Annotated in this window: 11 protein-coding genes and 1 other RNA gene; 5 read left to right on the top strand and 7 right to left on the bottom strand. The window is 33.2% G+C overall.

Going from position 1 to position 24208, the window contains the following annotated elements:
- Positions 1–3 precede the first annotated feature (3 nt).
- On the bottom strand, positions 4–14067 hold the full coding sequence (locus HNV10_RS04690; protein WP_173300196.1) for a DUF7507 domain-containing protein: 14064 nt from the start codon (positions 14065–14067) through the stop codon (positions 4–6).
- Positions 14068–14399: 332 nt separating this feature from the next.
- On the opposite strand from HNV10_RS04690, the gene HNV10_RS04685 reads away from it, so the two are divergent.
- From HNV10_RS04685 to HNV10_RS04670, 4 genes are all read left to right on the top strand, one after another.
- Complete coding sequence (locus HNV10_RS04685; RefSeq protein ID WP_173300195.1) at positions 14400–14888, top strand: SixA phosphatase family protein; 489 nt, start codon at positions 14400–14402, stop codon at positions 14886–14888.
- Positions 14885–16939 (top strand): polyphosphate kinase 1, encoded by a 2055-nt coding sequence (gene ppk1, locus HNV10_RS04680; RefSeq protein WP_173300194.1) that lies wholly within the window; start codon positions 14885–14887, stop codon positions 16937–16939. The genes HNV10_RS04685 and ppk1 overlap by 4 nt, the downstream gene beginning before the upstream one ends.
- A gap of 2 nt (positions 16940–16941) precedes the next feature.
- A complete protein-coding gene (locus tag HNV10_RS04675; RefSeq protein WP_173300193.1) occupies positions 16942–17847 on the top strand; it encodes a Ppx/GppA phosphatase family protein in 906 nt (301 codons plus the stop codon).
- Between the two features lie 97 nt (positions 17848–17944).
- Positions 17945–18475: a porin family protein gene (locus HNV10_RS04670; RefSeq protein WP_173300192.1), complete on the top strand. Its 531-nt coding sequence runs from the start codon at positions 17945–17947 to the stop codon at positions 18473–18475.
- Between the two features lie 55 nt (positions 18476–18530).
- Here HNV10_RS04670 and miaE read toward each other — a convergent pair whose 3' ends face one another.
- From miaE to dnaX, 3 genes are read right to left on the bottom strand one after another with little or no spacing between them, the layout of a single operon-like run.
- Positions 18531–19112, bottom strand: coding sequence for a tRNA-(ms[2]io[6]A)-hydroxylase (miaE, locus tag HNV10_RS04665; protein WP_173300191.1), 582 nt, complete (start codon positions 19110–19112; stop codon positions 18531–18533).
- A gap of 2 nt (positions 19113–19114) precedes the next feature.
- The gene (locus HNV10_RS04660; protein WP_173300190.1) at positions 19115–19699 is read right to left on the bottom strand and encodes a hypothetical protein; all 585 of its coding nucleotides are present in this window, start codon (positions 19697–19699) and stop codon (positions 19115–19117) included.
- A gap of 6 nt (positions 19700–19705) precedes the next feature.
- Positions 19706–21424 carry a DNA polymerase III subunit gamma/tau gene (gene dnaX / locus HNV10_RS04655; protein ID WP_173300189.1) on the bottom strand — a complete coding sequence of 573 codons (1719 nt, stop codon included), beginning with the start codon at positions 21422–21424 and terminating at the stop codon, positions 19706–19708.
- A gap of 145 nt (positions 21425–21569) precedes the next feature.
- Between dnaX and rnpB the strand changes: the two genes are divergently transcribed.
- An RNA gene (gene rnpB, locus HNV10_RS04650) (RNase P RNA component class A) lies at positions 21570–21903 on the top strand.
- A gap of 101 nt (positions 21904–22004) precedes the next feature.
- On the opposite strand, the gene HNV10_RS04645 is transcribed toward rnpB, so the two are convergent.
- The 3 genes from HNV10_RS04645 to HNV10_RS04635 are packed head-to-tail and all read right to left on the bottom strand — an operon-like array spanning position 22005 to position 24071.
- On the bottom strand, positions 22005–22538 hold the full coding sequence (locus HNV10_RS04645) for an RsmD family RNA methyltransferase (RefSeq protein WP_173300188.1): 534 nt from the start codon (positions 22536–22538) through the stop codon (positions 22005–22007).
- On the bottom strand, positions 22538–23401 hold the full coding sequence (locus HNV10_RS04640) for a DUF3822 family protein (RefSeq protein ID WP_241695458.1): 864 nt from the start codon (positions 23399–23401) through the stop codon (positions 22538–22540). The genes HNV10_RS04645 and HNV10_RS04640 overlap by 1 nt, the downstream gene beginning before the upstream one ends.
- Positions 23349–24071 carry a hypothetical protein gene (locus HNV10_RS04635; protein WP_173300187.1) on the bottom strand — a complete coding sequence of 241 codons (723 nt, stop codon included), beginning with the start codon at positions 24069–24071 and terminating at the stop codon, positions 23349–23351. Before HNV10_RS04635 ends, HNV10_RS04640 begins: the two co-directional genes overlap by 53 nt.
- Between the last annotated feature and the right edge of the window lie 137 nt (positions 24072–24208).

Genomic DNA, 24208 nt, shown 5'->3' with positions numbered 1-24208 from the left:
GTATTAATTTGTAGCGACGTAAATAGGGCCAGTAAAAGGGGCTAAACCACTATCTTTTAAATGAACAATGTAATAATATGTACCTGTTGGAACGTTTCCAGAATTTCCTACTGACGAATTTGATGAAAATCCGTTCCAATCATTTTTATAGTTATTAGACTTATAGATTTCGGCTCCCCATCTATTAAATATTTGGAGTTCTATTTCAAAATCACAATCTTCTACTCCGGTGATAGTAAAGAAATCATTGTATCCATCACCATTTGCAGTTACAGTTTTTGAAATAACCACATCCTCTTCACCACATCTAAGAACAACGCAATCATCGTCTATTGCAATATTTAATTCTATATCTGTCTGACAAGGACCTTCTAAAATAGCATACTTAAAGGTATAATTACCTACTTCGTGTAAGCCTGGATCAAAATAGCTTCCGTTAAGAACAGCACTTCCAGATACAACACTCCAAGTACCATCCATATCAAAATCTCCAGATAATAAATCGAATAGATCAAATTCGGGATCTAATGTACAACGTTGAGTATCTACAGCTTCTATTAAGTTTCCAATTTCAACAGCTATATTCTGCGTAAACTCAGCTTGATTACCACAATCGTCTGTTACAGTCCATATTCTAGTTATGTCATAGAATTCAGGATTAATTCCTAATGTAGATTCTTCATTGAATTCAACATCAATATTATTTGAGCAAGAATCTTCAAATACAAGATTTGGTACTGCAGGAATATCACTACAAAGTACAGAAATTGAAGATTCTATAGGTGTTAATAAAGTAGGAGCATTATTATCTTGTACTGTTATAATTTGGGTATGTACGGCTTCATTGTCACAACCATCGGTAGCTGTCCATGTACGCACAATTAAATAATCTCCTATACACAAACCTAATATAATTTCTTCTTCAAAAGTTACTTCTGCAGAACTACAACTATCTGTTGCAGTTAATGTTTCTGCACCAGGAACTGCATCACATTCTGTAGTTAGGTCAGCAGGTAATGTTTCATTAAACATCGGAGCTGTTGTATCTTGAACGGTTATTGTTTGAACATGAGTTGTTGTGTTTTCACATGCATCACTTAAAGTCCAAGTTCTTGTAATTACAGCTGTGCCAGGACAATCTCCGTTAACAACATTGTCAGTAAATTCAGCTTCTAAACCAATTGCACAATTATCTAGTTCATCTGTTACATCACCAGTAATACTTAAATCAGTAACATCGATATCACACTCTATTGTAATATCGGTAGGTACTGTAAAGGTAGGTGCTATTGTATCTTCAATAGTCAATGTAGCACTTAACGTAGATGTGTTTCCACAATCATCAGCCACTGTATATATTACAGTAATTGTACCACCAGAGCCACAAGTAGACACTAGGTTAGAATAGTCATAATTAGAAGTTACAACGTTTGTAGGATTAACATCACAAGCGTCGGTTCCACATGTTTCAAGAGCAGAAATATTAGCTTCATTCCATGCCATCGCTGTGTTTTCAGTTTCAGATCCAGTACATTCTATAGTTTCATCATTCACTGTACATGCAGATAAATCAGGACCTGTTGTATCTTCAAGAGTAAGAACAGCTGTAAAAGTACTAGCATTATCTGTTGCATCAGTTAATGTATATGTAACGGTAATTGTACCAGCAGCACCACAAGTAGAAACTAGGTTTCCAAATTCATAGTTTGAAGATACAGTGAAATTATTATCACATGCATCTGTTGCACAATTTTCTAAAGCTAATATGTTCGCATTGTTCCAATCGTTTGCAATTGTTTCATTATCCGCACCATTACATTCAATTGTTGCATCTAATACAGCACAGTTAGAAATGTCTGGTGGTGTAGTATCTTCAATCAATTCTGTTATAGTTTGAGATGTTGAATTAACATTGGTTCCATTAACAACCTCTTCTGCATTTACTGTAGCAATATTAATTACTTCAGTAGCGTCAATATCTGATTGTGTCACTAAATAAGTGGCAGTATAAGACCATGTCTCTGAAGGATCTAATAAATTATCTCCATCGGTATCACCTGAAACATAATTGATACTTACCGTTGGTGTTGCGTTATCTAATAATGGGTCTGTAATTACTATATTACCTAAAGCAATATCACCAGTATTATTTAAAACAAAGGTGTAAGTAATAGTTTCATTAATTTCAGTACAACCATTTCCGTTATCATTATTAAATATACCTGTTTTTACAAGCTCAATACCTGATTCATTACATAGTGTTACATCGGTATTATTGGCGTCAATAATATAGGTGTCTGTAGCTGCAACAGGAGTGGTTCCATCTGGTTGAAGACCGTTAGCTGTTACATTATTAGTAATGTTTCCAGCATCTACATCATCTTGAGTGATTGTATAATCAGGAGCAGTGAATACCCATGTTTCAGTAGGATCCAACAGACCATTAGAGTTAGAATCACCAACAAGTGTAAGAGTAGCAGTAATATCACCACCTAATAAATCATCTGTAATTGTGATAGAGTTAATAGATACATCACCAGTATTAGTTACCGTGAAAGTATAAGTTACTAAATCACCTTCACCAACACAACCCGTGTTTGGCGTAGAAGCGTCTTTTACAATATTGATAGCACCATCATTACAAAGTGTTACATCGGTATTATTCGCGTCTATGATATAGGTGTCTGTAGCCACAACAGATGTTGTTCCATCAGGTTGAAGACCGTTAGCCGTTACATTATTAGTAATGTTTCCAGCATCTACATCATCTTGAGTGATTGTATAATCAGGAGCAGTGAATACCCATGTTTCAGTAGGATCCAACAGACCATTAGAGTTAGAATCACCGACAAGTGTAAGAGTAGCAGTAATATCACCACCTAATAAATCATCTGTAATTGTGATAGAATTAATAGACACATCACCAGTATTAGTTACCGTGAAAGTATAAGTTACTAAATCACCTTCACCAACACAACCCGTGTTTGGAGTAGAAGCGTCTTTTACAATATTGATAGCACCATCATTACAAAGTGTTACATCGGTATTATTCGCGTCTATGATATAGGTGTCTGTAGCCACAACAGATGTTGTTCCATCAGGTTGAAGACCGTTAGCCGTTACATTATTAGTAATGTTTCCAGCATCTACATCATCTTGAGTGATTGTATAATCAGGAGCAGTGAATACCCATGTTTCAGTAGGATCCAACAGACCATTAGAGTTAGAATCACCGACAAGTGTAAGAGTAGCAGTAATATCACCACCTAATAAATCATCTGTAATTGTGATAGAATTAATAGACACATCACCAGTATTAGTTACCGTGAAAGTATAAGTTACTAAATCACCTTCACCAACACAACCCGTGTTTGGAGTAGAAGCGTCTTTTACAATATTGATAGCACCATCATTACAAAGTGTTACATCGGTATTATTCGCGTCTATGATATAGGTGTCTGTAGCCACAACAGATGTTGTTCCATCTGGTTGAAGACCGTTAGCCGTTACATTATTAGTAATGTTTCCAGCATCTACATCATCTTGAGTGATTGTATAATCAGGAGCAGTGAATACCCATGTTTCAGTTGGATCTAAGATGCCGTCACCATTATCACCAACAAGTGTAAGAGTAGAAGTAATATCACCACCTAGTAAATCATCTGTAATTGTGATAGAGTTAATAGATACATCACCAGTATTAGTTACCGTGAAAGTATAAGTTACTAAATCACCTTCACCAACACAACCCGTGTTTGTAGTAGAAGCGTCTTTTACAATATTGATAGCACCATCATTACAAAGTGTTACATCGGTATTATTCGCGTCTATGATATAGGTGTCTGTAGCTACAACAGGAGTGGTTCCATCAGGTTCAAGACCGTTAGCCGTTACATTATTAGTAATGTTTCCAGCATCTACATCATCTTGAGTGATTGTATAATCAGGAGCAGTGAATACCCATGTTTCTGATGGGTCTAGGATGCCGTCACCATTATCACCAACAAGTGTAAGAGTAGTAGTAATATCACCACCTAGTAAATCATCAATAATAGTTATACTATTAATTAATACATCACCAGAATTAGTTACAGTAAAATTATAAGTCACAGAATCTCCAGCGGCAACACAGTCAAGAGTTGTACTTGTTGCAGATTTTACAATACTAAGACCTGCAACACCCTCAATAGTTATATATACAGTAGCATCATCACAAGCTACAGGACTTCCATTATCACAAATAGTATAAATAAATGAATCAGTACCAGAATATCCAGCATTTGGAGTGTATGTAAATGCACCAGTATTAGGGTCTATATTAACAGTAACACCTTCAGCAGTAATAACTGTAGTAGTTGTTACAGTCTGAGTATCACCTTCAATATCATTATCATTAGCTAATACATTACCATTTAGTACACTAGTAGGTGTAACATTATATGCATCATCATTAGCGTTAGTGGTATTAGGAGTACCAGAAGGTTGTACTGTTACTGTTACCGTTGCTGTATCACAAAGTTGAGGATTACCATCATCACAAATAGTGTAAGTAAAGGTATCTTCACCAATAAAACCAGCATCAGGCGTATATGTAATAGTTCCATCAGGATTAAGCGTTATTGTACCATTGGCAGGATCGGTAGTTGCCGTAATGGTAATAGGATCAGCATCAGGATCAAAATCATTAGCCAGAATCACAATATTAATAGGTGTTCCTTCCGGTGTAGTAGCCGTATCTGCATTAGCGATAGGTGCTTCATTTTCAGGACCACCTTCAGGCAATACTTCAATATATACGGTAGCTGTATCACAAGCTTGAGGATTACCATCGTCACAGATTGTGTATTGGAAGGTATCTTGACCAATAAATCCAGGGTTAGGAGTGTATGTATAAGAACCATCAGGATTCATTACAACAGAACCATTAGCCGGATTAGTGTTAGCTGTAACGGTTTGGTTATCACCTTCAAAATCTTCATCGTTTGTTAAAACATTACCAGAAACAGGTAGATTAACATACGTATTGTTGATGTCAGCGATAGCATCGGTTGTATTAGCCAGACCACCAACAGTAATATATACAGTAGCATCATCACAAGCTACAGGACTTCCATTATCACAAATAGTATAAATAAATGAATCCGTACCAGAGAAACCAGCGTCAGGCGTATAAGTAAATATACCCGTATTAGGATCTATGTTAACAGTTACACCATTAGCAGTTGTCACTGTAGTAGTTGTTACAGTTTGAGTATCACCTTCAATATCATTATCATTAGCTAATACGTTACCAATAACATCAGCACCAGGTGTTGTATTATACGCATCATCATTAGCGTTAGTTGTATTAGGAGTACCAGAAGGTTGTACTGTTACTGTTACCGTTGCTGTATCACAAAGTTGAGGATTACCATCATCACAAATAGTGTAAGTAAAGGTATCTTCACCAATAAAACCAGCATCAGGCGTATATGTAATAGTTCCATCAGGATTAAGCGTTATTGTACCATTGGCAGGATCGGTAGTTGCCGTAATGGTAATAGGATCAGCATCAGGATCAAAATCATTAGCCAGGATCACAATATTAATAGGTGTTCCTTCCGGTGTAGTAGCCGTATCTGCATTAGCGATAGGCGCTTCATTTTCAGGACCACCTTCAGGCAATACTTCAATATATACGGTAGCTGTATCACAAGCTTGAGGATTACCATCGTCACAGATTGTGTATTGGAAGGTATCTTGACCAATAAATCCAGGGTTAGGAGTGTATGTATAAGAACCATCAGGATTCATAACAACAGAACCATTAGCCGGATTAGTGTTAGCTGTAACGGTTTGGTTATCACCTTCAAAATCTTCATCGTTTGTTAAAACATTTCCAGAAACAGGTAGATTAACATACGTATTGTTGATGTCAGCGATAGCATCGGTACAATTTATAAGAATTTCAACCGGAACTGTAATAGTACAATTATTAGAATCTAAAATTGTGATAGAATAATTTCCTGGATTTAAATCAGAAAATGTACCACTAGTTTGATAATTAGATCCTCCATCGATAGAGAATGAGTATGGTGAAGTTCCTCCAGAACCTACGATTGTTATTTCTCCAAGACCTCCACATATTATATCAGTTTGAGAATTGATTGAACCTGATAACGTTGCAAGAGGTTGGTTAATGCTAATACTATGAATTACAGGGTCACAAGATGATCCATCCATAGATACACTCACTGTATAGTTACCAGCTAAAACATTAGAAATAGTACTAGATGTTACTCCAGCTTCAACATCACCATTAGACCAAGTAAAAGTGTAAGTAGCAGTTGGATTAATTACCGAACTAGCAGAAACGGTTGCTTCGCCAGTAGCTTCACCAAAACAAAGTACATTTACAATAGTACCAGAAGTTGTAGCGGTATCACAATCATCGGTACAAGAAATCGTAATGGTTTGAGTAGCTGTACAATCGTTTGCATCAGTTACAACTACAGTATGATCACCGACAGGTAAACCACTAACAGAAGCATCAGTAGAGTTTCCAGCTGAAGCGGACCATAAATAAGTATAAGGCCCATTTCCACCAGAAGTAGAAGCGGTAGCCGTTCCATCGTCACAACCTTGAGCAGAAGTGGCATTAACTTTATTAACTGTAAGTGTTAAATCTAGAGGTTGTGTAATTTCAATATTTTGTACAACAGGGTCACAAGACGATCCGTCCATAGAAACACTCACTGTATAGTTACCAGCAATTACATTTGAAATAGAACTAGTAGTCACACCAGTATCAACATGACCATTAGACCAAGTAAATGTAAAAGTAGCCGTAGGATTGATAATAGAACTAGCAGAAACAGAAGTTGCACCAGTAGCTTCGCTAAAACATAGAACATTAGTTGTAGTTCCTGTTGTTATATTCGTATCACAATCATTAGTACAAGAAATTTCAATACTTTGAGTAATGGTACAATTGTTAGCGTCTGTAATCAAAACAGAATGAATTCCTATAGGTAAATTAGTTGCAGTAGCTGTTGTTTGGTTATTTGCAGAAGCAGACCATAAGTAGGTGTAATTAGCAGTTCCACCTGAGACATTAGCAGTTGCAGTACCGTCGATACATCCTTGTATTGATGTAGCATTTACTTTGTCAATGTTAAGACTTAATGCGTTAGCAGGTTGGTCTATATAAATATCTTTATATACTGTACAACCATTATTATCTTCAACAGTTATTGTATAATTACCTGCACTTATGTCGTCTAAATCTTGACTTGTAGCACCAGTACTCCAAGAATAAGAATATGGAGGTAAACCACCTGATACACTAATATCAATTGCACCTGTGTTTTCTCCAAAGCAAAGTACATCGGTTTTAGAATCTACGGTTATTGAAAGGACATTATGGTTAACATTTATAATTTGAGTATGTTCTGTACTGTTTCCACAATCATCTTCAGCTTGCCAATTTCTTTCAATCGTATAAGATGCGTCACAATTGCTGCCAATTAATGTTTCTGAAAATATAACATCAATAGTATCATCACAATTATCAGATGCTGTTAAAATTGAGGATGTTGGAATACTATTTGAATCTACAGTTATATTTGCAGGTAAACTTTCGTTAAAAGTAGGAGCTGTTGTATCGATAACATTTATAATCTGAGTATCAGAGATACTGTTATTACAAGCGTCAGTTCCTGTCCACGTTCTAGTTATTGTTTTAGTATTTCCACAAGAAGAAGTTTCTGAATCTGAATATGTAATAGTTAAATCACCACAATTATCATTCCCAGTAGCTTCACCAGTATTGGCACTAGACTCATCTGCACCACATTGAATCGTTATATCTGAAGGTACATTTATTGTAGGAACAGTAGTATCAGCTACAAAAATATTTTGAGATACAGATGATGAATTCCCACAATCATCAATAAAGGTCCATGTTCTTACAATAGTAATATTACATGGATTAGAATTATCAATAGTATCAACTCCAGTAACAGTTATATTATCCATACAATTATCACTAGCGGTTAATTGGCCAGGAGCAGGCACTTCATCAATACATTGAAAAGTTAAATCACTAGGAGCATTAGGTGCAACAGGATTAGTTGTATCAACACTATTAAATGTGGCCGTTGTAGTTGTTGAGTTACCACAACCATCAGTGGCAGTAAAAGTTACTGTAGCAGAACCTGTTTCACCACAGCCATCAGAAAGTGAGGAGTAATCATGAGACCATACAATAGCGGTACAATTATCAGTAGCCTCAGCGCCACCATTTGTTGCTAACCAAGTAATAAAATCTTCAGTTACACCACCATCAATATTACATTCAATTGTTTGGTCTTCAGCAGGATTTGTTATTACTGGTGGTGTAGTATCTTGTATGGCATAAGTTGCGCTTGTTGTTGATACATTACCACAATCGTCTGTAGCTGTAAAAATCACAGTTATTGCGCCATTAGCACAATCTACATCAGTATTCATTGCGAAGTCATTAGTCCAAGTTACACTACCACAATTGTCAGTGGCTGTTGCTCCAGCATTATTGTCTAACCAATCTTGTAATGTTCCTTCAGGAGTTACACCACATTGTATTTCGATATTACGAATTCGAGTTTCGTCAATTATTGGTGCTGTATTGTCTTGCACTGTGATTGTTTGTACTGCGGTTGTTGTATTATTACATCCATCCGTTAAAGACCATGTACGGGTAATCAGAGATTCGTTAGCACAACTACCATTATTAACAGTATCTGTAAAGGTTGCTTCTAAATTAGTAGAGCAGTTATCAGTTTCATCAGTAACATCTCCAGTAATTGCAACGTCGGTTGCATCGACATCACATTCAATAGTAATGTCTGAAGGCACTGTAAACGCAGGTGGTGTTGTATCTATAACATTAATGGTTTGTACAAGTCTTGTTGTGTTATTACAATCATCAATTAGCGTCCAAGTACGTGTAATAGTTTCAGTATTAGTACAGCTACCATTAACAACAGTATCTGTATATGTCGCATTTAGACCAATAGAACAATTATCCTTTTCGTCGGTAACATCACCTGTAATAGAAAGATCATTAGTATTTGTACCACATTCTATATCTACATCTGCAGGCGCAGTAAATGTAGGCGCAGTAGTATCAGCTACAATAATGTTTTGTGACACTGAAGACGAATTTCCACAATCATCAACAAAAGTCCATGTTCTTACAATAGATATAGAACAAGGGTTAGAATTATCAATAGAATCAACACCTGTAACAGTAATATCATCCATACAATTATCCGTGGCTGTTAATTGGCCAGGCGTAGGTACGTCATCTATACATTGCAACGTTACATCAGCAGGAGCATTAGGAGCAACAGGATTAGTTGTATCAACGCTATTAAATGTAGCTGTAGTAGATGTTGAGTTACCACAAGCATCAGTAGCCGTAAAAGTTACAGTAGCAGATCCAGATTCACCACAACCATTAGAAAGTGAGGTGAAATCATTAGACCAAATAACAGCAGAACAATCATCTGTAGCCGAAGCACCACCATTATTATCTAACCAGCTTTGAATACTTTGCGTAGAATCATCAATATTACATTCAATAGATTGATTAGCAGCAGAAACTGTTATTACAGGAGGTGTTGTATCTTGAATAGTATATGATGCACTCGTTGTAGAAGTATTACCACAATCATCAGTGGCCGTGAATATAACGGTTGTTGATGCAGAACAATCTGAAACACCATCATTATAGTTATTAGACCAAGTTACGTTTCCACACGTATCTGAGGCAGAAGCACCACCATTATTATCTAACCAATCTTGTAATGTACCTTCAGGTGTTACACCACATTCAATCATTATGTTAGAAGAAGATGTATCTATTGTAGGAGGTGTAGTATCTTCTACATTTATAATTTGATTTAATGATTTCGTATTACCACATTCATCAGTAGCTGTCCAAGTTCTTGTAATTGTTTCGGTATTACCACAATCAGCAGTTGATGTATCATTGTAAGAGATTGTTACATTACCACAGGAGTCACTTGCTGTTGCTGTTCCAGTTGACGAGGTGTCAGTTGAGTTAGTACATTCTATAATAACATCACCAGGAATAATTAAAGTAGGAGGTGTAGTATCTACAACATTTATGGTTTGCACAAGTCTTGTTGTGTTGTTACAATCATCAATTAGCGTCCAAGTACGTGTAATAGTTTCAGTATTAGTACAGCTACCATTAACAACAGAATCTGTATATGTCGCATTAAGACCAGTAGAACAATTATCCTTTTCATCGGTAACATCACCAGTAATAGAAAGATTATTAGGGTTGTCACCACATTGGATGTCTATATCTGCAGGTACCGTAAATGTAGGCGCAGTAGTATCAGCTACAATAATGTTTTGTGACACTGAAGACGAATTTCCACAATCATCAACAAAAGTCCATGTTCTTACAATAGATATAGAACAAGGGTTAGAATTATCAATAGTGTCAACACCTGTAACAGTAATGTCATCTTTACAATTATCAGTAGCTGTTAATTGGCCAGGCGCAGGCACGTCATCAATACAATTGAAATATGAATCAGCAGGAGCATTAGGAGCAACAGGATTAGTTGTATCTACGCTATTAAATGTAGCTGTAGTAGATGTTGAGTTACCACAAGCATCAGTAGCCGTAAAAGTTACGGTAGCAGAACCTGTCTCACCACAACCATCTGAAATTGAAGTAAAATTGTTTGTCCAGGTAATTGCAGAACAATCATCTGTAGCCGAAGCACCACCATTATTATCTAACCAGTTTTGAACGTTTTGCGTAGAATCATCAATATTACATTCAATAGATTGATTAGCGGCAGAAACTGTTATTACAGGAGGTGTTGTATCTTGAATAGTATATGATGCACTCGTTGTAGAAGTATTACCACAATCATCAGTGGCAGTGAATATAACGGTTGTTGATGCAGAACAATCTGAAACACCATCATTATAGTTATTAGACCAAGTTACATTTCCACACGTATCTGAGGCAGAAGCACCACCATTATTATCTAACCAATCTTGTAATGTACCTTCAGGTGTTACACCACATTCAATCATTATGTTAGTAGCAGATGTATCTATTGTAGGTGGTGTAGTGTCTTTTACATTTATAATTTGATTTAATGATTTTGTATTACCACATTCATCAGTAGCTGTCCATGTTCTTTTAATTTTTTCTGTATTACCACATTTAGCATACGATGTATCATTATAAGAGATGGTAACATTCCCACAAGAGTCACTTCCTGTAGCTGTACCTGTAGCAGAAGGATTTGTAGGATCTGTACATTCTACAGTAACATTACTAGGAATAGTTAAAGTAGGAGCTGTAGTATCTACAACATTAATGGTTTGTACAAGTCTTGTTGTGTTGTTACAATCATCAATTAGCGTCCAAGTACGTGTAATAGTTTCAGTATTAGTACAGCTACCATTAACAACAGAATCTGTATATGTCGCATTTAGACCAGTAGAACAATTATCCTGTTCGTCGGTAACATCACCAGTAATAGAAAGATTATTAGGGTTGTCACCACATTGGATGTCTATATCTGCAGGTACCGTAAATGTAGGCGCAGTAGTATCAGCTACAATAATGTTTTGTGACACTGAAGACGAATTTCCACAATCATCAACAAAAGTCCATGTTCTTACAATAGATATAGAACAAGGGTTAGAATTATCAATAGTGTCAACACCTGTAACAGTAATGTCATCTTTACAATTATCAGTAGCTGTTAATTGGCCAGGCGCAGGCACGTCATCAATACAATTGAAATATGAATCAGCAGGAGCATTAGGAGCGACAGGATTAGTTGTGTCAACGCTATTAAATGTAGCTGTGGTAGATGTTGAGTTACCACAAGCATCAGTGGCTGTAAAAGTCACTGTAGCAGAACCTGTCTCACCACAACCACCAGAAAGTGAGGTGAAATCATTAGACCAAATAATTGCAGAACAATCATCTGTAGCCGAAGCACCACCATTATTATCTAACCAGCTTTGAACGTTTTGCGTAGAATCATCAATATTACATTCAATAGATTGATTAGCGGCAGAAACTGTTATTACAGGAGGTGTTGTATCTTGAATAGTGTATGTTGCTCTTGTTATTGCTGTATTACCACAATCATCAGTAGCAGTGAATATAACGGTTGTTGATGCCGAACAATCTGAAATACCATCATCATAGTTATTTGACCAAGTTACATTTCCACAATTATCCGAGGCAGAAGCACCACCATTATTATCTAACCAATCTTGTAATGTTCCATCAGGAGATACACCACATTCAATCGTTACATCCGAAGCAGATGTGTTTATAGATGGAGCTATTGTATCATTAATAGTAATTAATTGAGTTACATTAATAGAATTACCACAATCGTCGGTAACACTATAAGTTCTTGTAATAGTTTCAGGGCACGATAAATTATCTGAAACATCCGACACAAAAGCAACTACAGGAAATCTGGTTACGTTATCTGTCTCATCATCAACATCTTCAATGTTGTACGCAGGTACATCATCTATACATTGAACACTGATAGGATCAAGATTGGAAGCAGTAGGCGCTTCAGTATCAATTGCGATAATTTCAAAATTTACGCTTACTGAACAATTATTTGAATCTGTTACTTCAACAACATGATTGCCAATGTTTAAATCATCAAAAGTATTTGAATTTTGAACAGAACCTCCATCTAAAGCATAAGTATAAGGAGGATTTCCATTTGAAGCAGCAATTGTTACTGAACCGTTTGAATCGCCAACACAATCAGCATTTGATTGAGAACCTACAACAGCATCTAAATCAGTAATCGCTAGTGTAATAGAGGCAGTTGGTGATGAACATTGGTCTTCAGGATTGTAATAAAACACATAGTACGTGTCAGGAGTACTTACAACGGTGTCAGTTAAATGCGCAGATGTATTTAAAGGATCTGAGTTTGTACTCCAAGTTAATTCAGAACCAGCAGGTCCAGTTGATGTAATGTAAGAATTTAAGTCAACAGAGAATGCATCACAAAAGATATCTGTACCATTATTATCTGCTACTAAATTTTCTTCATTCATAGTAGGTGGTACAGTATAACCTTCAAGACTTAGTCTTAATCCATCAACTAGGACTATAGACTTTCCAGGAGCTTGAGTTTGGTAAAATACGTTTACTATACCAGAACTATCCGACTGAAAAGTAATACATACCGTTTCCCAAAAAGGATTAATATCTGTCCATCCACCTGGGTTTTGAAAAGGTCCAGTTGTTGCCGTTGATAAGCTGTTAGGAAAATCTGTTAAAGGATGTATAGTTAAATCCTCATCAGTATATGTTAAGGGGTCAGTAATTTGAACTCCACCAGAACCTATACCAAAATTTAAATTTGGATTAAACTCTACCAAACTACCATCATTATTACTATAACGAGGAATTACAGCAATTTCAAAACATACTTTATAAGTTGCATTTGGTAGTACTTCTAAATTTTGCTCAATCCCTTCATTTTTATATGAAAAAATAGAAAATCCTCCGCCATTTGGAGAAGGTGATATAATTGCAGGTGTATCAATATTTGCATCTATATTAGAATAAGAAATATATTGTCCTTCAGAATAATCTACAGTACCTTCATCATTCCAACAGTCGTATACAACATCTGCAGAATACGTACTTCCATCAACAGCTGTTTGAAATTCTGGTGGAAGACCGTTGTTATTTGGTGTAATATCAAGCGCATTGAAAGAACCACAAGTAATCACATTACAAGTACCTATTTGGTTAGTTTCAGAAGATTTTTGAATATAATTTGAAGATGATTTATTCGCATTATATAATTTGGCACGTTTTTTTAAAACCGCCATGTAATCTTTTAATTCTGTACCAGATAATTTGGCAGTCTTTGGCCAATAATCAGATTCTTTTTCAGATTGTTCTTGAGCAAACCCATTATTTATAAATAATAATGAAATAACACAAACTGTTATTAATTTGAAAAAAGATGAAGTAAAATTAATTTCCATATTTTATAGATATAACTTATCATGCAAATGTTGCTGTTAAAACTAAATAGACTTAATACCATAGTTTAAAGACCATAGTAAAAACTACTTTGTTTAAAACAACATAATTATTTGTTCTTTGTTAAATAAATAGAGGGAAGTATTTTAACGCAAATGAAAAATATAATGGATTAATATATTTTTTGATTTGGGATCATTTACATTAAATTTACCTAACAAAAGAACTTATAACTAATATCATAAACAAACATTAGTGTTAAGGCGGCAATTTACTCGTTAAAATGGAATTACACAACATTTTATCGGAAAAATTTGCATTTAATCGATTATGTATGAAAAGCATTACATTAGTGAGACATGGTAAATCGTCGTGGAAACATAATGTTTCAGACCGTGAAAGACCTCTAAAGTCAAGGGGTTTTAGAGATGTTAAACTCGTTGCGGAAGAGTTTTTAGGCAAAAGTAGTGTGCCTAGAGTTATTTTCACTAGTCCGGCAAAAAGAGCACTCAGCACATTTGAGTTATTTGCAAATTCTTATAATATTTCACAAAAAAACATAACAATTGTAGAAGATTTATATGATTTTGGTGGCCAAAATGTCATCGATTTTATTAAAAACTTACCTGACGAAATAAATGAAGTAATGATTTTTGGTCACAATAATGCTTTCACATCAATTTCTAATATATTTGGTGATGTTTTTATAGATAATCTTCCAACAAGTGGATTGGTTAAAATTAATTTTGAGATTAATAATTGGAAAGATTTAAAAAGAGGCAAGACAGAATTTGTAATTATTCCAAAGGAATTAAGAAAATGACAAAAGAGAAAAACATATATATAAATAGAGAGTTAAGTTGGTTAAAATTTAATGAACGTGTATTACAAGAGGCAGCAGATACAGAAGTACCCTTAATAGAACGATTACGTTTTTTAGGTATTTTTTCTAATAATTTAGACGAATTTTTTAAGGTTAGATATGCTACTGTTAAGCGAATTTATGAAGCAGGTAAAGGTGGTAAAACTGAATTAGGAGGCATTAAGGCAGGAGATTTATTAGGAAAAATCACAGAAATCGTTATAGAACAACAAAGCTATAGTCTCGAAATTTTAGATGAAATAGAATCAGAATTACAACAACAGAATATCTACATTATAAATGAATCACAAATTGATAATGATCATCATGATTTTATCAAGAACTATTTTTATCAAGAAATTAGTCCTGCATTGGTAGTTATAATGCTAAATGAAGATATTGATCTGCCAGAGCTAAAAGATATTTCGGCTTATCTAACTGTAAGGATGAGTAGCTCAAATGCAAGAGATCAGTTTGCTTTAATTGAAATATCGGCCACAATGGATCGCTTTGTAGTTTTACCAAATAAAGGTGATAATAACTATATAATAATGTTAGATGATATTCTAAGATATTGTTTAGATGATATATTTAACATTTTTAGTTATGATACCATTAGTGCTCATATGATAAAAATTACTAGAGATGGAGAATTAGATTTTGATAGTGATTTAAGTAAAAGTTTTATAGCTAAGTTAACAGAGAGTGTAAAAGAAAGGCAAAGTGGAGTGCCTGTGCGTTTTGTTTATGACAAAAGTATAGAGAAAGAAACACTAAATTTCTTATTAAAAAGAATGGGAATTGATGAGAAAGAAAGTATCATTCCTGGAGGTCGTTATCATAATCGTCGCGATTATATGAGTTTTCCTAGTTTAGGAAGAACTGATTTACTTTATAGTAAAATTCAACCTTTACCCGTTAAAGGATTAAGTTTAGAAGATAGTATCTTTAATACAATAGCAAAAAAAGATTATTTAATTTATACACCTTATCACACGTTTTCTTACATCGTAAAGTTTTTAAGAGAAGCAGCATTAGATCCAAAGGTAAAAACTATAAAAATTACTATATATAGATTAGCACAAATTTCTCATGTAGCCAGTTCTTTAATAAATGCTGCTAAAAACGGAAAAAAAGTTACAGTATCTATTGAGTTGAGAGCACGTTTTGATGAAGAAGCAAATATCAATTATGCTGAGCAAATGCAAGACGAAGGTGTAACTATGTTATTTGGTGTTACAGGCTTAAAAGTACATTCTAAAATGTGTGTAATTGAGCGCGAAGAAAATGAAAAATTGGTACGTTATGGTTTTATTAGTACCGGAAACTTTAATGAGTCTACAGCTAAAATATATACCGATTTTACCTTGTTAACAGCAAATGCAAAAATTTTAAAAGACATTTATAAAGTATTCAGTTTTTTAGAAGTTCATTATAAAGTAAATAGATATAAACATATTATCACCTCACCTCATTATACAAAATCTAAAATATTTGCATTAATTGACAATGAAATCGAAAGTGCAAAAAAGGGAAAATCTGCTTACATTAAATTAAAAATGAATAGCATAAGTAGCTATAAAATGATAGATAAGTTGTACGAAGCTAGTAGAGCAGGTGTAAAAATACAAATGATAATTAGAGGGCTATGTTGTTTGGTTCCAGGTATAAAAGGAATGAGTGAAAATATTGAAATTATCAGTATTATAGATAAATTTTTAGAACATACAAGATTATATATTTTTTCTAATCAAGAAGACCCTAAAATATACATTTCCTCTGCAGATTGGATGACACGTAATATTTATAATAGAGTAGAAGTGAGTTGCCCAATATATGATGAAGATATAAAGACAGAGCTTCAGCATTTGTATGATATTTGTTGGAATGATAATGTAAAAGCAAGGATAATAAATGATAATCAAGATAATAATTACCGAAGAAATAATAAGCCAAAAGTAAGAGCACAATTTGATACTTATAAGTATTATTTGAATAAATTAGAAGGATAAATATGCTGAAGATACAGAAATACGCAGCCATTGATATTGGGTCAAATGCAGTGAGACTATTAATTTCAAATATAATAGAGCAAGAAGATGAACCTGTTATTTTTAAAAAAAACTCGCTCGTACGTGTACCAATTAGATTAGGTGCAGATGTTTTTTTAAAGGGTGAAATATCTCAATATAACCAAGATAGAATGTTAGATACCATGATGGCATTTAGCTTAATAATGAAGTCTCATGGTGTTGTGAGGTATAAAGCTTGTGCAACATCTGCAATGCGAGAAGCAAAAAACAGTGAGCCTTTAACAAAAAAAATATTTGAATCTTGTGGAATTAATATTGAAATTATTGACGGTGAAGAAGAAGCAGCAATCATAGCTGCTACAGATTTGCAATCGTTTATAAATCCAAATAAAACTTATTTATATGTAGATGTTGGAGGAGGAAGTACGGAGTTTTCAATAATTCATAATGGTGATAAAAAACTGTCTAGATCTTTTAAAATTGGTACGGTAAGATTGTTAAATGATATAGTGAAAAATGAAACTTGGCAAGAATTAGAAAGTTGGATTAAAGAAAATACTAAAAAATATGATAAAATTGAATTAATAGGTTCTGGTGGAAACATTAATAAGATTTTTAAAATCTCTGGAAAAGACATTGGTAAACCATTAACGTATTTTTATCTCACCAGCTATTATAAAATGCTTCAAAATTATTCTTACGAAGAAAGGATTACAAAATTAAATTTAAACCAAGATAGAGCAGATGTTATAATACCTGCAACTAGGATTTATCTTTCTGCAATGAAATGGAGTGGTGCTAAGGATATTTATGTTCCAAAAATTGGGCTTTCAGATGGTATAATAAAAAGTATGTATTATGAAACCGTTTCTAGTGTAATTGTTTAATTAAAATAATCACAACTATGTAGTTTGTCGGATTTTTCGGTATGTTCTATTTTAAATCTATAATTTAATTTATCTTAGCTATCTCTAAAACTTACTTATGAAAAAATATTTACTTGTTTTAATGTTGGTGTCATTCACTAGTGTTGGGTTTTCTCAAGACATAATTTATGGTGTAAGAGGTGCTTTAAATATTTCTAATTTAGACTATAAACCTGATGCAGATTTTGAAAACAAACACCGAAATGGTTTTGCGTTTGCAGGATTTGTAGATTTTGAATTTAATGATAAAATTGCTTTAAGAACGGAGTTGCAATGGTCTGCAGAAGGTGCTAAAGCACAAGAGCTTAGAGCAGATTATTTGCATTTGCCAATTCTTTTAAATATTTCTTTAGCTGAGCGTTTTGCATTTCTTGTAGGACCACAAATGAGTTTAAAAACTTGGAAGGAAAATGATGGGTTTTCAACATTTGCCTTCTCTGGAGTAGTTGGCCTAGAATTTATGTTAACTGATGAGTTTTTTATTGATGCAAGAGCGTCTTATGGATTATTAAATGTTTTAGAAGAAGACTTTGCCAATTTGGAAGCTAAAAACACGGTATTGCAATTTGGGTTTGGAATGAAACTTTAACAGCATTAAAAAATATTTAAAAAGCCTTAACTTTAAAAGTTAAGGCTTTTTTTATTTAACCGTGTATAGTTTCCTTATTTCCTAAGTCAATCATAATCTCTGCTTCATATGTAAGTAGTTTTTCCCACTTTTCATCTACTTCTTTTCTATCACCATATTTTCTTGCAAAATTTAGAAACATAGTGTAATGTCCTGCTTCACTAATCATTAGTTTTCTATAGAATTTAGCAAGTTTTTTGTCCTCTAATTCTTCAGAAAGTAATCTAAAGCGTTCACAACTTCTAGCTTCTATTAAAGCCGCGTATAATAACCTGTGTACTAATTGAGTTGTTCGGCTTCCGCCTTTTGGAAAAAATTTTAAAAGCGCAATGACGTAATCATCCTTACGATCTCTACCAAGTGTCCAGCCTTTTTCTAGGATTTTATCATGTACCATTTTAAAATGGCTCATTTCTTCTTCAACCAAATCAATCATTTCTTGAACAAGTTCCGTGTATTCAGGAAATCCTACAATTAACGAAATTGCTGTACTGGCTGCCTTTTGCTCACAGTACGCATGGTCCGTTAAAATTTCTTCAATATTTTTTTCTACAATATTAACCCATCTTGGATCGGTTGGTAATTTTAGTCCTAACATAATTATTTTACTTCAACTTGTACAATATTTAATTTTCCTTTGTCATTAATGAATAATTTATGAGACGCTAATCTATTAGACTCAGGTATAGCATACATAATATCAATTAATACCATATTTATATAAGAAGGGTCATCATTTACATTAATCGCTTTTAATATTGCCAATTTATCAAAATTGTATAAATCTGAGTTATACTCTAAATCAGTTTTGTAATTAAACACCTTATTTATTTTTTGCTTATCAAAGCTTTCATTATAAATTTCTTTATCGTCTTTTGCGACACTAATATCAAACTTAAAATTTCTATAATACGTCTGGTAGTTAATGGTATCTTTTATTTTAGAAAAGCGGACTGCATTAGACATATCAGAATAAGTCTTAATTTTTACATGATATCCATTACTCATAATCGTATCTACTTCATGTTCTATGTATGTTTCTGGTATATAAACATTGCTTTCTAAATTTACTGTTTTTTTGAAATCTTCAATACTATCTAATAAAGCCTCACTTTGGGTCTTTTTACCTTCGCAGCTGGCAAAAATAATTGATGATAGTACTAAAATTAGAAATAAATGTTTCATAATAAATTATATATCTAATCCAAAAGTTTGTCTTAAAATCTCAATATTAGGATTTTTTTCTTTTAGTTTTTCGTATTTTTCTAAAGGTGTAAACGCATATTTTTTTGCTATTTCTTCATTAACAGTTATACTTAATTTTAGGTCATAATTAAGTAATTTCTTTTTTAAAAAAGCCATTAATGGAAACTCTGCACGTTCTAATTCTATTTTATTAGTATTATTAGAATAGGTAAGATGGATGGTTGTTCCTTTTAATTTTGGTTGGTCCATTTGTAGAATTGAAGCCATAATTTTCTCACCCTTTTGATCCATTTTCTTTGTATAAATCTCCCATGCTTGATCTAAAGCCTCTTGAGTAACAGGTTCTTTAGGTAGATCTTCTTCATCAATAACTACATCCATTTGGCGTAGCTGATGTTCTTTCTTTTCTCTTATGCTTTTTAGTGATAAACCAGAGGTTGATGATTTTGGTTTATTTATAGATATTTTTGGGATATTTATTATAGGTTCTACTTCGGCTGAAACCTTTTCTTTAGTAATTATAGCTTCAGTTTTGTTTTCAAATGTTTTATCTTCTGTTTTAGGTTTTTTAACAGGAATAGGTGTAATTCCTCTTGCCTTAAAATAAGAAGGCGGAATTATGTAGTGCTTAAGATTTTTTTTTTCTCCATCAAAAGTGATAGAGGCAAGTTGCATTAGTGTTAACTCAACTAATAAGCGTTGATTTTTGCTAGACTTGTATTTTAAATCACAGTCATTAGCGAGTCGAATTCCTTCCATAAGAAAGGTGTGCGTTGTTTTTTGCGATTGATCTTGATATTTAATACTTGTATCTTCACCAACTTCTAGCAAAGGAATGGTTGAAGGATTCTTACAAACCATTAAGTCTCTAAAGTGAGATGCTAAGCCTGCAATGTAATGGTGTCCATCAAACCCTTTAGATAAGATACTATTAAATTGTATTAACAAATCTGGTATTTTATTTTCTAAAATTAAATCTGTACTTGTAAAGTACGTTTCGTAATCAAGGACATTTAAATTTTCTGTAACGGCCTGTCTTGTTAAATTTTTTCCAGAAAAACTAACAACACGATCAAATATAGATAGTGCATCTCGCATAGCTCCATCAGCTTTTTGCGCAATTATGTGTAATGCATCATCTTCTGCAGTTATACCTTGTTCGTTTGCTATATATTTTAGGTATTCTTTAGCATCAGAAACTGTTATACGTTTAAAATCAAATATTTGACAACGCGATAAAATGGTAGGAATTATTTTATGCTTTTCCGTAGTTGCTAATATAAAAATACAATGTTTTGGCGGCTCTTCTAAGGTTTTTAAAAAAGCATTAAAAGCGGCCTGAGATAACATATGGACCTCATCAATTATATATACCTTGTATTTACCTACTTGTGGTGGTATTCTAACTTGATCCGTTAAACTTCTTATGTCATCGACAGAATTGTTAGAAGCTGCATCTAGTTCAAAGATATTAAATGCAAAATCCTCATCTTCTTTAGTGTCGCCATCACTATTTATCATTTTTGCCAAAATACGAGCACATGTTGTTTTACCAACACCTCTAGGACCTGTAAATAATAAAGCTTGGGCTAAGTGGTTACTTTCTATAGCGTTTAGTAACGTATTTGTAATAGCTTGCTGCCCTACAACATCCTTAAAGGTTTGTGGTCTGTATTTGCGAGCCGATACTACAAAGTGTTCCAAATTTTATAAATTAGTTTTTACACCTTTCGATGCTATTGAATAAAAATAATATACTTAATTACAAATTTAAGAATAAGCTTTAAATAGCGGATGGTAAGAGGTTAAAATTAGTATGAGTTATTAACAATTTATGTACTTTTGCAGCCAAGTAGATCGCCTTATCGATTCTAAATTTATTTAGGGTAGGAAAGTCCGAACACCATAGTGCAATCATAGTGGCTAACAGCCATCCATCGAAAGGTGAGGAAAAGTGCAACAGAAAGTATGTACAGGTAATGCTGTAGTGAAACCAGGTAAACTCTATGTGGTGCAATGTCATGTAAACTAGTGTTTGAGCGTGCACGCGCGATGCTAGAGGGTAGGCAGCTAAAGTTTGCTGGTAACAGTAAACGCAGATAAATGATAAGGGCTTTTTTTTTTAAGAATATAATTCTTAAAAAAGAAAAGTACAGAATTCGGCTTATAGATTTACTTTACTAAACAAGCTCCATGTTTTGCATGGAGCTATGTTTTTTATAAGGTTTTTTAGGAAATCAGTGTGGTAATAATTGATAAAAAGACAGCAATAAGGAATTTAGTTTTATTCAAAAAAACTAAACATATTACCGCCATAACTTTTAGAGTAGGAGTAATGATCTAATTGACTTAAATCAGTATGTTTAGAATGTTCTACAATTAACAAACCTTCGTCTTCTAATAATTCATTTTTAAATACTAATTCTGGTATTTTTGAAAAGGCTTCCACGTCAAAATCGTAAGGCGGATCTGCAAATATTATAGTATGTTTTTGTTTTGATTTTTCTAAAAATTTAAATACATCACTCTTAATGGTATTAATGTTCATTTCAAATGCATCTGCAGTTTCATTTATAAATTTTATGCAACCATAATGAGCATCTACAGCTGTTATATGTTCTGTGCCTCTTGAGGCAAACTCATAACTAATATTACCTGTACCAGAAAACAAATCTAATACCGAAATATCATCAAAATAATAGCGATTGTTTAAAATATTAAAAAGCCCTTCTTTTGCCATATCTGTAGTTGGTCTTACAGGTAATTTTTTTGGAGCTGTGATGCGTCTGCCTTTAAACAAACCCGATATAATGCGCATTAAAAGGAATTTAAGATTACAAAATGTTGGTGTAAATAGCGTCTATTTGTATTTGCTACAATATTAAACGCATAGGACTTTTCTATAAAAGTGACGTGTCTAATATAAAGATAAAGCATTACAAAGTTTTCATCACCAATAACAATGTTGCCGCTTAATAAAACATGAGACTTTTCAACATCTAGTTTCAATTGTTCAAAAACAAATAAAACGTAATAAATAAAGTCTTCTTTACTATAGTATTCAAATACATTAAAAAGCTGCAGTTTACCTTTGTCAATAACTAAAAGTTCAATTGTGTTTTTGTTTACATTAACGTAAACGGTTGGTTCTTCTGTTGTAGATTCAGGGTTTTGAATAAGTGAATCAATTAGTATACTCGAGGAGTGTTTATAGACAAATTCTCCAAAGGTGTCAAATATATAATTATTAATATTTACGTAAGGTACATAAACATTAATGCTTTTATTTATTGAAATATAATCTTCAGTTATAAAATCGTTTCTAAGAATTTTTGAATTGAACTTTAAATAATCTACTTTATTTTCTTTGTTATAAAGTTCTTCTGGTACTAAAGTCGATAATTCATTTTGGTGAATAACTAAAACTTCATTAAAATCTTCGGAGAAAGCAGGATTGCTACTTAATTCTTCTTTTAGGTGATTAAGTACTGCATCTGGCATTTGTTTTTGCTCAAAGTCGATAGTTTTAAGAAATGTAACTTCGTTTGCAGTTCTATTTAGTATACAAAAAGAAAGCCCATTCAAACTAATTTGAATGGACAGTTCCTTAATATCATTAATTTTCAAATTATTCTTTATTAGTGTAACTCTTAGGCCAGTTTCCTTTTGTGAATACTTCATCCATAGAACCAACAATTAAAGCTGGGCCATTAACACCATCAACAGAAACAACCTGCTTTTCTTTTTCAACTAAATAAGGTTCTTGGTCATCTAAAATAACTGATTTCTCTACACTTGCTTCAAATACAGGGAATTCTTCTAGTTTACCAGCCTTTAAAGTAAATTTAGCACCTTCTTTACCAATACCAACGTTCATCATGCTTTTGTAACGATCGCTGCCTTTAAAAATAGAATCTTTCAGATTCCAATAATCTAATGTGTCAATTAAAGTAATTGTTTTCATGGTTTCAACACCACCAAAAGCTCTTGTTCTTACTTCGTCTAAAACCAAAGTATCACGTCTTTGTGTAATTGGCACCTTACCATTTTCAACGAAATTTATTAATTTATCAAAACTATCTGTGTAAGTACCATGCACATCTTTATATGCTAATTGAGAATCTCTGATGTCTATTAATTTATCAATAACCATAGAAAAACGTTCTTTCTTTAATTGATTAAATTGAATCTCTTTATACACAGACATGTATGTTTTATAACCAATAAATATAATGAATATCCAAAGTAAAATATTAAGAATAGGCTTTAGCTTTTTTGGAACGAACTTGTCGATTAACCATACAATACCAATGGTTAAAATTATAATTAATACAATTGCTAGAATTATCATATATAAGTTTTTATTAATTAGGTCTAACGCAAATCTACAATTTTTTTTTGTTGCTAAAAACTATCTAAATAAAAAACATATAAAAATATTAAGAAATTTTTTATTGCCTTAAAAAAGAGAGAATATTACTATCTTGC

Source organism: Winogradskyella litoriviva (genome assembly GCF_013249065.1).
Taxonomy (GTDB): Bacteria; Bacteroidota; Bacteroidia; order Flavobacteriales; family Flavobacteriaceae; genus Winogradskyella; species Winogradskyella litoriviva.
The sequence above is the reverse complement of the archived record's forward strand: the minus strand, read 5'-3'. Positions and strand labels throughout refer to the sequence as shown.